Consider the following 14,324-nt stretch of genomic DNA (forward strand, 5'->3'; position numbering starts at 1 on the left):
TTTCGACATGTTAGAGTTTGATACTACACAAGATCAATTAGCAAATATAAAAGTTATTGGTGTAGGCGGCGGCGGAAACAATGCTGTCAATCGTATGATTGAAAATGGCGTACAGGGCGTAGATTTTATCGCTGTAAACACAGATGCACAAGCGCTAAATTTATCAAAAGCTGAAACAAGAATGCAAATCGGTGGTAAATTAACGCGTGGACTTGGTGCAGGAGCAAATCCAGAAGTAGGAAAAAAAGCTGCTGAAGAAAGTAAAGAACAAATTCAAGAAGCACTTCGTGGTGCGGATATGGTCTTTGTCACAGCTGGTATGGGCGGTGGAACTGGGACAGGAGCAGCTCCAGTTATTGCACAAATTGCAAAAGAATTAGGGGCATTAACAGTTGGTGTTGTAACTCGCCCATTTACATTTGAAGGTCGTAAGCGTGCAACACAAGCTACATCTGGAATTGCTGCGTTTAAAGAAAATGTAGATACAATCATTGTTATCCCAAATGATCGTATTTTAGAAATTGTGGATAAAAATACACCAATGCTTGAAGCATTCCGTGAAGCAGATAATGTATTACGTCAAGGTGTTCAAGGTATTTCTGACTTAATTGCAACGCCTGGTCTTATTAACTTAGACTTTGCAGACGTAAAAACAATTATGTCTAACAAAGGTTCTGCTTTAATGGGTATTGGCATTGGAACTGGTGAAAACCGTGCGACAGAAGCGGCAAAACGTGCGATTTCTAGTCCATTGCTAGAAACATCTATTGATGGTGCACAAGGTGTTATTATGAACATTACAGGTGGAACGAATTTAAGTTTATATGAAGTACAAGAAGCAGCTGATATTGTAGCTTCAGCTTCAGATCCAGAAGTAAATATGATTTTCGGTTCAGTAATTAATGAAAGTTTAAAAGATGAAATTGTTGTAACAGTGATTGCAACAGGTTTTGATGACAGCATTTCAATGCAACCACCTAAGCCAATTACTCGCCCTACAGCAACTTCTACTAAAAATGTACAGCAATCAGTACAACCGGTTAAACAACGTGAAGTAAAGCGTGAAGTTATGCGTGAAGAGCCAGTTGTGAATGATCGTCATACAGATGTAGATGATATCGATATCCCAGCGTTTTTACGTAATCGTCGTAGACGCTAAGGGAGCAATTATAAAGTGAAACTTTAAGCAGTGGGGACTCCCCACTGCTTATTATTTAAACCAATCAAGCTCGTCCTATTTATAGGTAGCGAGATGAACTTTCGTATATTATGGAACAAAAAAAAGGCAATCATCTACGCATAATAGATGGTTGCTTTTTTAATTCTTTTTATCCCACTATTTTTGGTTAGTAAAATCCCTACTGATAGTGGTTTGTATATATATACAAATTTCGTTATCTGCTTAAAGAAAGTCTTTTTTCTACATGACAAATTATTCCTCAAAGTTTCAAAATAACAAAAAATCCCTTCCGTGAATTGACACACTTTTCCATTGGATATGCATTATACTAGTCTCAACTTTATAAAAAAGAGGTGAACCGTTTGGTCGTTTACGCCGACATTATATGGTTATTAAATGTCTGCATTGATTTTCTTTTACTTTTATTAACAGCAATTGTTTTAAAACGGAAAGTGAAAAGATGGAGACTTGTGCTTGGCGCATGTATCGGTTCAACAATTGTTATTTTTGCATTCACGCCGTTAGCATCGTTGATGACACATCCTGTAATGAAATTAATATATTCATTTCTTATTGTTTATGCTGCGTTTGGCTTCATTCGTTTTCGGACATTTCTACAGAGCGTTTTAATGTTTTATTTTGTGACGTTTATGGTAGGTGGCGGTCTTGTTGGCACACACTTTTTTCTTCAAACAAATGACATGATGAATGGACTAATTTCAACAAAATCTATTTCGTATGGTGATCCTGTAAGTTGGTTGTTTGTTATCATTGGGTTTCCTGTTATTTATTATTTTTCTAAAAAGAGAATTGAGGATGTAGAAGTGACAAAAATTCACTATGAGCAAATTGTGAAAGTAGCTATCAAAATTGATATAAATGATATTCAGCTAGATGGATTGATTGATAGTGGAAATCAATTGCATGACCCGCTAACAAAAACACCAGTTATGATTATTCATGTTTCTTCTTTGGAACATGTTCTTCCGCAATGGCTAATAGAACAAGTTCAAATGAAAACAGCTATTCCTTATATACCAGATGAAGAATCAAAGTGGACAACTCGGTTGCGTTTAATTCCTTACCGAGCTGTAGGAATTAATCAACAATTTTTATGGGCGTTTAAACCTGACTATGTGCAAATTTATCATGAAGGCACAAAGGTTTCTGTAAGTAAAGTATTAATTGGTTTGAATGCACAGCAGTTATCGACGAATGGTGAGTATCAATGTATTTTACATCCAAAAATGTTATTGTCACAAAAAATAACAATTGCTTAATACAGGAACGGAGGGATTGGATTGAAATTGAAATTTCGGTTAACGTATCTTTGGTATAAATTATTATTAAAACTTGGAATTAAGACCGATGAAATTTACTATATCGGTGGAAGTGAAGCGTTGCCACCGCCATTAACGAAAGAAGAAGAAGAAATTTTGCTGCAAAAACTACCAAAAGGAGATGAGACAGCAAGGTCACTTTTAATAGAGCGCAATTTACGTCTTGTCGTATACATTGCTAGAAAGTTTGAAAATACAGGAATTAATATCGAGGATCTTATTAGTATTGGAACTATTGGTTTAATTAAAGCGGTTAATACATTTAATCCAGAAAAAAAGATTAAACTCGCAACGTATGCATCAAGATGTATTGAGAATGAAATATTGATGCATTTGCGAAGAAATAATAAAAATCGTTCAGAAGTATCATTTGATGAACCCCTTAATATTGATTGGGATGGAAATGAACTATTGTTATCAGATGTTTTAGGGACAGATGAAGACATTATTACAAAGGACTTGGAAGCAACTGTTGACCGGCATTTACTTATGAAAGCATTACATCAATTAAATGATCGAGAGAAGCAAATTATGGAACTTCGTTTTGGGTTAGATGGTGGGGAAGAAAAAACACAAAAGGATGTTGCTGATATGCTTGGGATTTCCCAGTCCTATATATCGCGTTTAGAAAAACGAATTATTAAAAGGCTTCGCAAAGAATTTAATAAAATGGTATGAGGCTAAGTGGTCGATTATTTCGTTATAAATAGTGTAAGTTTCATTTGAGAAAGTGAGATAAATGAATATATGCATAAAATTCCCTCCCAAGGAGATACTTTACACTGTACAGCAACTCCCGATAGGAGGGAACACTTTGACGAGAAACAAAGTAGAAATTTGCGGTGTTGATACATCTAAACTTCCAGTACTAAAAAACGAAGAAATGCGACGGCTATTTCGAGAAATGCAAAGCGGTGAAATAAGCGCTAGAGAGAAACTAGTAAACGGAAACTTACGTCTTGTACTGAGCGTCATCCAAAGATTTAACAACAGAGGGGAGTTTGTTGATGATTTATTTCAAGTTGGCTGCATTGGACTTATGAAATCCATTGATAATTTTGATTTAGGCCAAAATGTTAAATTTTCAACATATGCTGTACCGATGATTATCGGAGAGATTCGAAGATATTTACGTGATAATAATCCAATACGAGTATCGCGTTCCTTGCGAGATATTGCGTATAAAGCGTTGCAAGTACGTGAAAGACTCATTGCTGAAAATTCAAAGGAACCAACAGCGATGGATATAGCGAAAGTACTTGATGTGACGCACGAAGAAATTGTGTTTGCGCTTGATGCAATTCAAGACCCAGTTTCATTATTTGAGCCAATATACAATGATGGTGGAGACCCGATTTTTGTTATGGATCAGTTAAGCGATGATAAACAAAGGGACGAGCAATGGGTCGAAGAGCTGGCACTAAAAGAAGGAATGAAGCGATTAAATGAACGCGAAAAGATGATTATTCGTAAACGTTTCTTTCAAGGGAAAACACAAATGGAAGTGGCTGAGGAAATTGGGATTTCTCAAGCACAGGTGTCACGTCTTGAAAAATCAGCAATTAAACAAATGAATAAAACAATTCAAGGCTAAGGTCTCATCATTATAGATGAGGCCTTTTATCGTTTTGAGATTCTGTTCATAGGAAAGATGTCCAACTCATATAATGACTATAAAGAAAAGGTTTTGTACGTGAAGGATGTATTCTCTGAAATAGAAATTCCGCTTTATCTCACCATGGTATACGGTAGAACCTTCATCTTAAGATTTAAAGAAGAAGAAGGTGTGAGAAGAAAAAAGCACCTATTGATGGGGTGGGATTTTTTATTGAGGTTGTTAGTTAAATATGGGGAAAAGGAGAGGATGACAATGATACGTATTTCAGAATTTCAAATGAAAGATGTTGTCAATGTATCAGATGGGAAAAGGCTTGGAAACATTGGAGATATCGATATTGATATGAGAACAGGAAAGATTCAAGCAGTTATCATTACAAAGCAAGGGAAAATGCTAGGGTTATTTGGAAAAGAGGAGGAATTTGTAATTCCTTGGAAACAAATTGTAAAAATAGGGGAAGATGTTATTTTAGTTCGAGCAGATCATGTTCCTACTGTTACAGAAACAATACAAACACCGACAACTTCTTAAAGAATATTACAAATTTCACTTTTTTTTATGTTGTCATTATGGAAAAATAAAAGTATGGTAAAATAGACGGGAAGTACCATACTTTTTATGTTATTTTATTATAAGGAGCCTTTTTATGAGAGAACCATTTACATATAAGGACGGTATGTTACATTTACATATGTGGGAAGAACATGGACACATTATAGCAGGATTTACTACAAAAGAAGGTGGAGTGAGTACCGGCTCCTTTCATACAATGAATTTAGGATTACACGTTCACGACAAAGTAGAAGATGTTCATGAAAATCGACGGCTTTTAGCAGGGAAATTACACATTCCATTAGAAACTTGGGTTTGTTCGGAACAAGTTCATGATCGTCATGTTGTAAAAGTGGGCAAGCAAGAGAAAGGAAAAGGCGTCTTTTCTTATGAAGATGGTATCCCTAGTACGGACGGCATATATACGACAGATGCAGATGTGTTGTTAACATCTTGTTATGCGGATTGTGTGCCACTCTATTTTTATGCGCCATCTTATAGAATGATAGGACTTGCACATGCTGGCTGGAAAGGAACAGTCAAAGGAATTGCTAGTGAAATGATCGACAAGTGGAAAGAGGAAGGTATATCGCTTGATGATATACATGTGGCGATTGGTCCATCTATTGGTGCGTGTTGTTATGCTGTAGATGACCGTGTATTATCTGCTGCGAAACAAGTACTTCATGATACTGTTCCATATGAAATGATTTCTGAAGGACAATATACAATAGATTTAAAGGAAATAAATCGTTTGCTATGTTTACAAGCTGGGATAAAAGAAGAAAATATTGCGATGTCATCTTTTTGTACAAGCTGTGAAACGCAATTATTCTTCTCACATCGCCGCGACCAAGGAAAGACGGGGAGAATGCTTAGCTTTATTGGGTTTAAGGAGGAGGGGAAGCAGTGACCGTACAAGAGAATTTAGCATATGTCAAGCAAGAAGTTGAAAAAGCATGTCAGCGAGTGAATCGATTCTTAGATGAAATTACACTTGTTGCTGTTACAAAAACAGTAGGCATTGAAAAAACAAATGAAGTGTTACAAGCTGGGCTTGTACATCTTGGTGAAAATCGCAATGAAGGTTTTTTACAGAAATATGAGCATTTTGGAAACAAAGCGACATGGCATTTTATCGGGTCATTGCAAACTAGAAAAGTAAAAGAAATCATACATGAGATTGATTATTTACATTCACTTGATCGTCTTTCACTTGCAAAAGAAATTCAAAAACGAGCAACGAAACCCATTCGCTGCTTTGTTCAGGTAAAAACCTCAGCGGAAGAGTCTAAACAGGGGTTAGACGTAGATGAGATAATTGACTTTATTTACAACTTACAACAATTTGATAAAATTGAAGTTGTCGGACTGATGACAATGGCACCTTACACAGACGATGAAATGCAAATTCGCAGTTGTTTTCAAAGGTTGCGTAAGCTGCAAAAGCAGGTGCAAGATTTAAACCTATCATATGCTCCGTGTATGGAGTTATCAATGGGTATGTCAAATGATTATACAATTGCAATTGAAGAGGGCGCTACATTTATTCGTTTGGGAACGATTTTAGTGGGGAAAGAATAGAAGGAAGGAGAATTTTATTATGAGTTGGTCAAAAGTAAAGTATTTCTTTTTTGACACACCAGAAGAGCGAGAAGCACAATATGCTTACGAAAAGGAGCAAACTGAAATGACAAAAGAACAGGACCCAGAGCAGGATATTCCTTTTGCAAAGGTACAATCGAAACAAAACGTAGTAAGCATTGAAACAGCGAAACAACCTTCGAAAGTTGTTTTATTAGAGCCGCGTACGTACTCGGAAGCACAAGGGATTGCTGATCATTTGAAAGGTCGTCGTGCAGTCGTAATTAATTTACAACGCATGTCGACAGATCAAGCGCTACGTATCGTTGACTTTTTAAGTGGAACTGTATATGCAATCGGCGGGGATATTCAAAAGCTAGGTCCAAAAACATTTATATGTACGCCGGATAATGTAGATATTGTTGGAGCAATTTCTGAATTGTTTGGTGAAGAAGAAGAGAAAAATATCAAAAGGTGGTAGTGCGCTATGACGATGATTTTAACAATTTTGCTCTATCTATTCAGGTTTTATTCATATGCGCTTATTATTTATATCCTTTTATCTTGGGTTCCGGGAGCAAGAGAGTCTACATTTGGTGATTTCCTTGCCCGTATTTGTGAGCCGTATTTAGAACCGTTTCGGAGATTTATCCCACCAATTGGTGTAATTGATATTTCTCCAATCGTGGCAATACTTGTTCTAAATTTAGCAAGTTCAGGATTAGTACGTGTATTTGAGTTTTTTTTGAGGTAAGACAGTATAGATGAGCATTTATGAACATTTTAGGCCTGAAGAAACGGTTTTTGTTGATAAAGTATTAGAATGGAAGCATGCGGCAGAAGAATATCATCAAGTGAAACTTACTGATTTTCTTGATCCGCGTGAACAGCAAATTGTTTCGATGATTGTTGGATATCAAGGGGATGCTGCGTTTCAATTATATGGAGCTGCTCCCAGTGCAGAAAGAAAACGGGCGTTAATATATCCCAATTACCTTATGCCGAATGCAGAAGAATTTCAGATAGAAATATTAGAAATTGACTATCCTTCTAAATTTTATTCACTGGAGCATCGTCAAATATTAGGAGCATTTATGTCACTTGGTTTAAAGCGAGAGAAATGCGGAGATATTTGGCTCCAGAATGATCGTGCCCAAATTGTAGTTGCAAAAGAAGTCGCATCGTATATAGAAATAAATTTACAATCAATTGGAAAAATAAAAGTATCTTTATCGCCTGTACCAACTGATCATTCATTACATATAGAAAATCAGTGGAATGAAAAGTCAGGGACAGTATCATCGCTTCGATTAGATGTATTGCTAGCAGAAATATTTCATGTATCTCGTCAAAAGGTTCAGCCGTCCATTAAAAATGGTCTTGTGAAAGTGAATTGGAAAGTTGTTGAGCAATCTGCTTATGAATGCTTTCCAGGCGATGTATTTTCTGTGAGAGGTTATGGCAGAAGTAAATTACTTACTGTTGAGGGAAAAACAAAGCGTGATAAATGGAGAATTTTGTATGGAATCTTAAAATGATTTCTTTTTTTAGAAGGAAAGTCTCCCATTTTGTCGAAGAAAAGATATAATTAAAAGAGGAAATTTTAGATAACCTACTTGGAGGTGGCGTTTGTGCCGTTAACACCGTTAGATATTCATAATAAGGAATTTAGCCGTGGTTTTCGTGGCTATGATGAGGATCAAGTAAATGAATTTCTTGATCAAGTCATCAAAGATTATGAATTAGTAATTCGTGAGAAGAAGGCGTTAGAAGAAAAAGTCGCACAACTTGAAGGGAAATTAGAACATTTCTCTAATATTGAAGATACATTGAATAAATCTATTGTTGTAGCGCAAGAAGCAGCAGAAGAAGTTAAGCGTAATGCTCAAAAAGAAGCGAAATTAATTGTTCGTGAAGCAGAGAAGAATGCGGACCGTATTATTAATGAAGCACTTGTAAAATCAAGAAAAGTTGCATTTGATATTGAAGAATTAAAAAAGCAAGCAAAAGTGTTCCGTACACGTTTCCGTATGCTGTTGGAAGCGCAGCTTGAAATGTTAAACAATGATGATTGGGACAAGTTAATTGAGTTAGAAGAAGAAGTAGATGAGCTTCTTAAGAAAGAAGAAACAGTGTAAGCTTGACGTTTTTCGTATTATTACATATAATTCTATACAACATAATTTTTTAGAAAAACGAAGATAGGGATAAGTACTTTTTTCATACCTTATATAGCGAACTGAGGACGGTGGAAGCTCAGGATAAGGAGAGAATGGGAATATCACCCTGGAGTTCCTCGCTGAACAACCAAGTAAGTAGAGGCGTGTATTCGCGTTAAGAATATAAAGAGGATTACTATATGTAGTAGTCTACTAGGGTGGTACCGCGGGAGACCTTCTCGTCCCTTTTTGGGGATGAGAAGGTCTCTTTTTTATTCCATTTATTTAGAAAAAATGTCATTCTTTTATATATTCAAGGAGGAATTAAGCATGGAGTATAAAGACACATTATTAATGCCAAAAACAGAGTTTCCAATGCGTGGAAATTTACCGAAACGTGAGCCTGTCATGCAAGAGCAATGGGCTGAAATGAGCATTTATGAAAAGGTGCAAGAACGCACAAAGGGACGTCCACTATTTGTGCTACATGATGGACCGCCATATGCGAACGGCGACATTCATATGGGACATGCGTTAAATAAGGTATTAAAAGACTTTATTGTTCGCTTTAAATCAATGACGGGATACTGTGCACCATATGTACCAGGTTGGGATACACACGGATTACCAATTGAGCAAGCTTTAACAAATAAAGGTGTTAAGCGTAAAGAAATGACAGTTGCTGAATTTCGTAAACTTTGTGAAGAATATGCATACGAACAAGTAAATCGTCAGCGCGAGCAATTTAAACGTTTAGGTGTACGCGGTGATTGGGATAATCCATACATTACATTAAAACCAGCATATGAAGCACAGCAAATTAAAGTATTTGGTGAAATGGCGAAAAAAGGTTATATCTATAAAGGTCAAAAACCTGTTTACTGGTCTCCAACGAGTGAGTCTGCATTAGCTGAAGCAGAAATTGAATATAAAGATAAGAAATCTGCATCTATTTATGTGGCATTCCCTGTAAAAGATGGAAAGAATGTTTTAGAAGGAGACGAAAAATTCATTATTTGGACAACGACACCTTGGACGTTGCCAGCAAACTTAGGTATTTCTGTTCATCCAGAACTTGAATACAGCATTGTAAAAGTTGCAGATGCAAAGTATATCATTGCTTCTGAGTTATTTGAAACCGTTGCGAAAACATTAGAGTGGGAAAATGCTGAAGTTGTGAAAACAGTAAAAGGTAGCGAACTGGAATATACAACGGCAAAACACCCATTCTATGACCGTGATTCTCTTGTTATGCTTGGTGAGCATGTCACAACAGATGCTGGTACGGGTTGTGTACATACAGCACCTGGACACGGGGAAGATGATTTCCTTGTTGGAAAGCAATACGGTTTAGAAGTTCTTTGTCCAGTTGATGATAAAGGTGTATTAACAAGCGAAGCTCCTGGATTTGAAGGATTATTCTACGATAAAGCAAATAAACCAATCACAGAAAAATTAGAAGAGGTTGGCGCGTTATTAAAATTAACATTTATTACGCATTCTTATCCGCATGACTGGAGAACAAAACAACCAATTATTTTCCGTGCAACTGCACAGTGGTTTGCATCTATTGAAGCGTTCCGCAGTGAATTATTACAAGCTGTGGAAGAAACGAAATGGGTACCAGCTTGGGGTGAAACACGTCTTCATAACATGGTTCGTGATCGCGGTGACTGGTGTATTTCTCGTCAACGTGCATGGGGTGTTCCGATTCCTGTATTCTATGCAGAAAATGGTGATCCAATTATTACGGATGAGACAATTAATCATGTAGCAGGGTTATTCCGTGAACATGGTTCGAATGTATGGTTTGAACGTGAAGCGAAAGATTTATTACCAGAAGGTTTTACACACCCATCTAGTCCAAATGGCGAATTCCGAAAAGAAACAGACATTATGGATGTATGGTTTGATTCTGGTTCATCTCATCAAGCTGTATTAGAAGAGCGTGATGATTTGCAACGTCCAGCTGATTTATATTTAGAGGGATCTGATCAATATCGCGGTTGGTTTAACTCTTCACTCTCAACAGCAGTTGCGGTAACAGGAAAAGCACCGTATAAAGGGGTTTTAAGTCACGGCTTCGTATTAGATGGTGAAGGCCGTAAGATGAGTAAGTCTATTGGAAACATTGTTGTACCGAAGAAGATTATGGACCAATTAGGCGGCGATATTTTACGTTTATGGGTATCTTCAGTTGATTACCAATCTGACGTACGTATTTCTGATGATATTTTAAAACAAGTAGCGGAAGTATATCGTAAAATTCGTAATACATTCCGTTTCTTATTAGGAAACTTAGCTGATTTTGATCCAAGTAAAGATGCGGTATCTGCTACAGAACTTCGTGAAGTAGACCGCTACATGTTAGTGAAATTAAATGACTTAATTACAAAAGTAAAAGATGCTTATGAAACATATGAATTTGCTGCTGTATATCATGCGATTCATAACTTCTGTACAATTGATTTAAGTTCATTCTATTTAGATTTTGCAAAAGATATTTTATATATCGAATCAGAAAATAATCACGACCGTCGTGCAATTCAAACGGTACTATATGATGTACTGGTTGCATTAACAAAACTTGTAACGCCAATTTTACCGCATACAGCAGATGAAGTATGGCCATATATCCCTGGAGTAGTAGAAGAGAGCGTCCAATTAACTGATATGCCAGAAGCTGTAGAAGTAGAGGGTGCTGAAGAGTTAAAAGGAAAATGGGATGCATTTATGACACTTCGCGATGATGTACTAAAAGCGTTAGAAGATGCACGTAATGCAAAAGTAATTGGTAAATCATTAAATGCAAGTATCACACTTTACCCAACAGCAGAAATGAAAGAATTGTTACAATCCATAACAGAAGATGTGAAACAATTATTTATCGTTTCTGAGTACCATCTTGGTGGAACGATGGAAGAAGCACCAGCTGATGCACCGAAATATGAACATACAGCTGTTGTTGTAGCGCAAGCAACTGGTGAAACGTGTGAACGTTGCTGGGTTGTCTCTGAAACAGTAGGAAGTAATGCGGACCATCCAACACTATGTAAGCGTTGCGGAGAAGTTGTAACTGAACATTATGTAAAATAATGCAATGAGGAAAATCGACTGCATACAAGGCAGTCGATTTTTTTTCTTCCTTGGAAGGAAAAATGTGTGTGCGGTAATCGTGTGCGTTTCGGATAAACTAACGATACATTCCAGCCGGGAGGGACGCACTTGTGACTGACACATACATGGAGATTCAAGTAGAACTACAATTAATGCAGCGAGAATTACAGGAGAGATTAGCTAAAGAAGAGTTGTATGCATATGATGTAGAATTTGGTCAGGAATTGCTAGGTATGGCGAAAACAGATGTGAAAAATAAATTATTATTGCATGATATGAGAGAAGATTTAAAAGATATAGAGCGAGCACTTTGGAAAATGGAAATAGGTATGTATGGAATTTGTGAGGAAACCGGACAAAGAATGACACTTAAACAATTAAAGGGAATGCCAACAGCACGTACAATTTATGAGTGTTTTTATGAAAAGGTAAAAACAATTTAAAGATAACAATATTATATTACCTAATTCACTTTATTTTATGCTCCGATGCGATGCTTCATTGTGAAAACATAGCAGCTATGCTAAAATTTTGAGGTACACTGTCATTGTGGGGGAAACGAAAATGATATATTATTTAATAGCTTTAGTTGTGATTGCCGTTGATCAAGTATCAAAATGGATTATCGTGAAGGAAATGGAATTAGGTGAGAGCATTCCGATTATTGATAATGTACTGTATATAACGTCTCACCGCAATCGCGGAGCTGCATGGGGCATTTTAGAGAATAAAATGTGGTTCTTTTATGTTATTACAGTTATCTTTGTTATTTTTATTCTGTTTTATATGAAGAAATACGCAAAGACAGACAAGCTTCTCGGTATTTCGCTTGGGCTTATTCTAGGCGGAGCAATTGGTAATTTTATTGATCGTGTCGTGCGAAAAGAGGTTGTTGATTTTATTCATACATATATTTTTTCGTACAACTTCCCAGTATTTAACGTTGCAGACTCGGCATTATGTGTAGGTGTGGCGTTAATTATTATTCAAACATTACTAGAAGGAAAGAAAATAAAGGAGTAAATAATGAGCGAAGTAGTACAAGTAACAGTTTCAGAAGAGCAAAAGAGTGAACGGATTGACAAATTTGTTGCTGGAGTGAATAATGAATGGTCTCGTTCACAAGTACAACAATGGATTAAAGACGGTGTTGTAACGGTAAATGGAAAAGATGTTAAAGGGAACTATAAAGTAAAAACAAATGATGAAATTACAGTTACCATTCCAGAACCAGAGTCATTAGATATTCTTCCAGAAGATATGAATTTAGAGATTTATTATGAGGATAGTGATGTACTTGTAGTAAACAAACCGCGTGGTATGGTTGTGCATCCTGCACCAGGGCATACGAGCAGCACGTTAGTAAACGGCTTAATGTATCACTGTAAAGATTTATCAGGTATTAACGGTGTAATGCGCCCTGGGATTGTGCATCGCATTGATAAAGATACATCTGGGTTATTGATGGTGGCAAAAAATGATATGGCACATGAGGCGCTTGTTAACCAGCTTGTAGCAAAAACGGTAACAAGACGTTATCAAGCAATTGTTCATGGTGTTATTCCGCATGATAAAGGAACGATTGATGCACCAATTGGTCGTGATAAACAAGATCGTCAAAGTATGACCGTTGATGATAAGGGAAAACATGCTGTGACTCATTTCCGTGTATTAGAACGTTTTAATAACTTTACTCATGTGGAGTGTCAATTAGAAACAGGCCGTACGCATCAAATTCGTGTACATATGAAATATATTGGTTATCCACTTGCAGGTGATCCGAAATATGGTCCGAAGAAAACATTTGATATAAATGGTCAAGCACTACATGCAGGTATTTTAGGCTTTATTCACCCGCGCACAGGTGAATATTTAGAATTTGAAGCACCAGTCCCACAAATTTTTGTAGATCTTCTAAATGATTTGCGAAAATAAATATTGACAATCGTTATAAAAACTGACATAATAACAGCAGTTGAATAAGTCCTTTAACACAACCCCGTGAGGTTGAGAAGGTAACGGTTTGAAATACATAGGGTATATTTGTACCCTTTTTCAGAAGAACCTCTCGCACACGACGAGAGGTTTTTTTATACCATTCCTCTCATGCATGAAAAAAGCCTGGAGGTGAAGAACATGCAAGAAAAAGCAGTGGTACTAGATGATCAAATGATTCGCCGCGCTTTAACACGCATTAGTCATGAGATTGTAGAACGCAATAAGGGTGTTGAAAATTGTGTTCTAGTTGGGATTAAAACACGCGGTATTTTCATCGCACAGCGCTTAGCAGAACGAATTGGTCAAATTGAAGGAAAAGAAATGGCCGTCGGTGAATTAGACATTACGTTATATCGTGATGACTTAACTTTGCAATCTAAAAACAAAGAACCGCTTGTAAAAGGTTCAGACATTCCAGTTGACATCACAAATAAAAAAGTTATTCTTGTTGATGACGTATTATATACAGGAAGAACAGTGCGAGCTGCTATGGATGCGTTAATGGACATTGGTAGACCATCACAAATTCAGCTAGCTGTTCTTGTAGATAGAGGTCACCGTGAACTGCCAATTCGCGCTGATTATGTTGGGAAAAACATTCCAACATCAAGCGAAGAACGTATTGAAGTAGACCTTCAAGAAACAGATAAACAAGATCGAGTAAGCATATACGAAAAAAAATAAAGCCCTTTTAAATGTAGTCCCGTGAGGCTGCCAAAGGGTCTTGACTTTCATATGTCTATTTTGACATACGTAAGTATAGGACTCTTTGTGCA

Annotated in this window: 16 protein-coding genes and 1 other annotated feature; all 16 genes read left to right on the top strand. The window is 36.7% G+C overall.

Annotation, left to right across the window (positions count from 1 at the left end; translation table 11 throughout):
* Positions 1-7: 7 nt before the first annotated feature.
* The 16 genes from ftsZ to pyrR all read left to right on the top strand — a co-directional run bounded on the left by ftsZ (position 8) and on the right by pyrR (position 14,232).
* Entirely contained in the window at positions 8-1,159 is a 1,152-nt protein-coding gene (gene ftsZ, locus AB1280_RS02340; RefSeq protein WP_272188228.1) for a cell division protein FtsZ, read from the top strand.
* 383 nt (positions 1,160-1,542) lie between these two features.
* On the top strand, positions 1,543-2,460 hold the full coding sequence (gene spoIIGA / locus AB1280_RS02345; protein ID WP_429754765.1) for a sigma-E processing peptidase SpoIIGA: 918 nt from the start codon (positions 1,543-1,545) through the stop codon (positions 2,458-2,460).
* A gap of 21 nt (positions 2,461-2,481) precedes the next feature.
* Positions 2,482-3,198 (top strand): RNA polymerase sporulation sigma factor SigE, encoded by a 717-nt coding sequence (gene sigE, locus AB1280_RS02350; RefSeq protein WP_020059244.1) that lies wholly within the window; start codon positions 2,482-2,484, stop codon positions 3,196-3,198.
* A gap of 136 nt (positions 3,199-3,334) precedes the next feature.
* A complete protein-coding gene (sigG, locus tag AB1280_RS02355; protein ID WP_272188226.1) occupies positions 3,335-4,114 on the top strand; it encodes an RNA polymerase sporulation sigma factor SigG in 780 nt (259 codons plus the stop codon).
* Positions 4,115-4,390: 276 nt separating this feature from the next.
* Positions 4,391-4,669 carry a YlmC/YmxH family sporulation protein gene (locus AB1280_RS02360; RefSeq protein WP_272188225.1) on the top strand — a complete coding sequence of 93 codons (279 nt, stop codon included), beginning with the start codon at positions 4,391-4,393 and terminating at the stop codon, positions 4,667-4,669.
* A 115-nt stretch (positions 4,670-4,784) separates the two neighbouring features.
* The gene (gene pgeF / locus AB1280_RS02365) at positions 4,785-5,603 is read left to right on the top strand and encodes a peptidoglycan editing factor PgeF (protein ID WP_429754766.1); all 819 of its coding nucleotides are present in this window, start codon (positions 4,785-4,787) and stop codon (positions 5,601-5,603) included.
* Positions 5,600-6,274, top strand: a complete 675-nt coding sequence (locus AB1280_RS02370) for a YggS family pyridoxal phosphate-dependent enzyme (RefSeq protein ID WP_429754767.1) — start codon at positions 5,600-5,602, stop codon at positions 6,272-6,274. Before pgeF ends, AB1280_RS02370 begins: the two co-directional genes overlap by 4 nt.
* Before the next feature lie 19 nt (positions 6,275-6,293).
* Positions 6,294-6,755: a cell division protein SepF gene (locus AB1280_RS02375; RefSeq protein WP_429754768.1), complete on the top strand. Its 462-nt coding sequence runs from the start codon at positions 6,294-6,296 to the stop codon at positions 6,753-6,755.
* A 6-nt stretch (positions 6,756-6,761) separates the two neighbouring features.
* Positions 6,762-7,028: a YggT family protein gene (locus AB1280_RS02380; RefSeq protein ID WP_272188220.1), complete on the top strand. Its 267-nt coding sequence runs from the start codon at positions 6,762-6,764 to the stop codon at positions 7,026-7,028.
* Between the two features lie 10 nt (positions 7,029-7,038).
* On the top strand, positions 7,039-7,812 hold the full coding sequence (locus tag AB1280_RS02385; protein WP_272188219.1) for an RNA-binding protein: 774 nt from the start codon (positions 7,039-7,041) through the stop codon (positions 7,810-7,812).
* 93 nt (positions 7,813-7,905) lie between these two features.
* Positions 7,906-8,412 (top strand): septum site-determining protein DivIVA, encoded by a 507-nt coding sequence (gene divIVA / locus AB1280_RS02390; protein ID WP_098916275.1) that lies wholly within the window; start codon positions 7,906-7,908, stop codon positions 8,410-8,412.
* A gap of 51 nt (positions 8,413-8,463) precedes the next feature.
* Positions 8,464-8,683 (top strand) — a binding site (T-box leader).
* Positions 8,684-8,763: 80 nt separating this feature from the next.
* Complete coding sequence (ileS, locus tag AB1280_RS02395) at positions 8,764-11,529, top strand: isoleucine--tRNA ligase (RefSeq protein WP_429754769.1); 2,766 nt, start codon at positions 8,764-8,766, stop codon at positions 11,527-11,529.
* Positions 11,530-11,660: 131 nt separating this feature from the next.
* Positions 11,661-11,993 carry a molecular chaperone DnaK gene (locus AB1280_RS02400; RefSeq protein WP_272188217.1) on the top strand — a complete coding sequence of 111 codons (333 nt, stop codon included), beginning with the start codon at positions 11,661-11,663 and terminating at the stop codon, positions 11,991-11,993.
* A gap of 121 nt (positions 11,994-12,114) precedes the next feature.
* The gene (gene lspA, locus AB1280_RS02405; protein ID WP_429754770.1) at positions 12,115-12,573 is read left to right on the top strand and encodes a signal peptidase II; all 459 of its coding nucleotides are present in this window, start codon (positions 12,115-12,117) and stop codon (positions 12,571-12,573) included.
* Between the two features lie 3 nt (positions 12,574-12,576).
* Entirely contained in the window at positions 12,577-13,485 is a 909-nt protein-coding gene (locus AB1280_RS02410; protein WP_429754771.1) for an RluA family pseudouridine synthase, read from the top strand.
* Positions 13,486-13,686: 201 nt separating this feature from the next.
* The gene (pyrR, locus tag AB1280_RS02415) at positions 13,687-14,232 is read left to right on the top strand and encodes a bifunctional pyrimidine operon transcriptional regulator/uracil phosphoribosyltransferase (protein ID WP_242222055.1); all 546 of its coding nucleotides are present in this window, start codon (positions 13,687-13,689) and stop codon (positions 14,230-14,232) included.
* Positions 14,233-14,324: the final 92 nt, after the last annotated feature.

Origin of the sequence: Bacillus sp. S10(2024), from assembly GCF_050473865.1 — a bacterium.
Classification (GTDB): domain Bacteria; phylum Bacillota; class Bacilli; order Bacillales; family Bacillaceae_G; genus Bacillus_A.

What these genes read in the sequence shown, in the direction of transcription:
- ftsZ (WP_272188228.1), top strand. Translation starts at nt 8, where the DNA reads ATGTTAGAGTTTGATACTACACAAGATCAATTAGCAAATATAAAAGTT.
- pyrR (WP_242222055.1), top strand. Translation starts at nt 13,687, where the DNA reads ATGCAAGAAAAAGCAGTGGTACTAGATGATCAAATGATTCGCCGCGCT.
- lspA (WP_429754770.1), top strand. Translation starts at nt 12,115, where the DNA reads ATGATATATTATTTAATAGCTTTAGTTGTGATTGCCGTTGATCAAGTA.
- pgeF (WP_429754766.1), top strand. Translation starts at nt 4,785, where the DNA reads ATGAGAGAACCATTTACATATAAGGACGGTATGTTACATTTACATATG.
- AB1280_RS02410 (WP_429754771.1), top strand. Translation starts at nt 12,577, where the DNA reads ATGAGCGAAGTAGTACAAGTAACAGTTTCAGAAGAGCAAAAGAGTGAA.
- AB1280_RS02380 (WP_272188220.1), top strand. Translation starts at nt 6,762, where the DNA reads ATGACGATGATTTTAACAATTTTGCTCTATCTATTCAGGTTTTATTCA.
- ileS (WP_429754769.1), top strand. Translation starts at nt 8,764, where the DNA reads ATGGAGTATAAAGACACATTATTAATGCCAAAAACAGAGTTTCCAATG.
- AB1280_RS02375 (WP_429754768.1), top strand. Translation starts at nt 6,294, where the DNA reads ATGAGTTGGTCAAAAGTAAAGTATTTCTTTTTTGACACACCAGAAGAG.
- AB1280_RS02385 (WP_272188219.1), top strand. Translation starts at nt 7,039, where the DNA reads ATGAGCATTTATGAACATTTTAGGCCTGAAGAAACGGTTTTTGTTGAT.
- AB1280_RS02360 (WP_272188225.1), top strand. Translation starts at nt 4,391, where the DNA reads ATGATACGTATTTCAGAATTTCAAATGAAAGATGTTGTCAATGTATCA.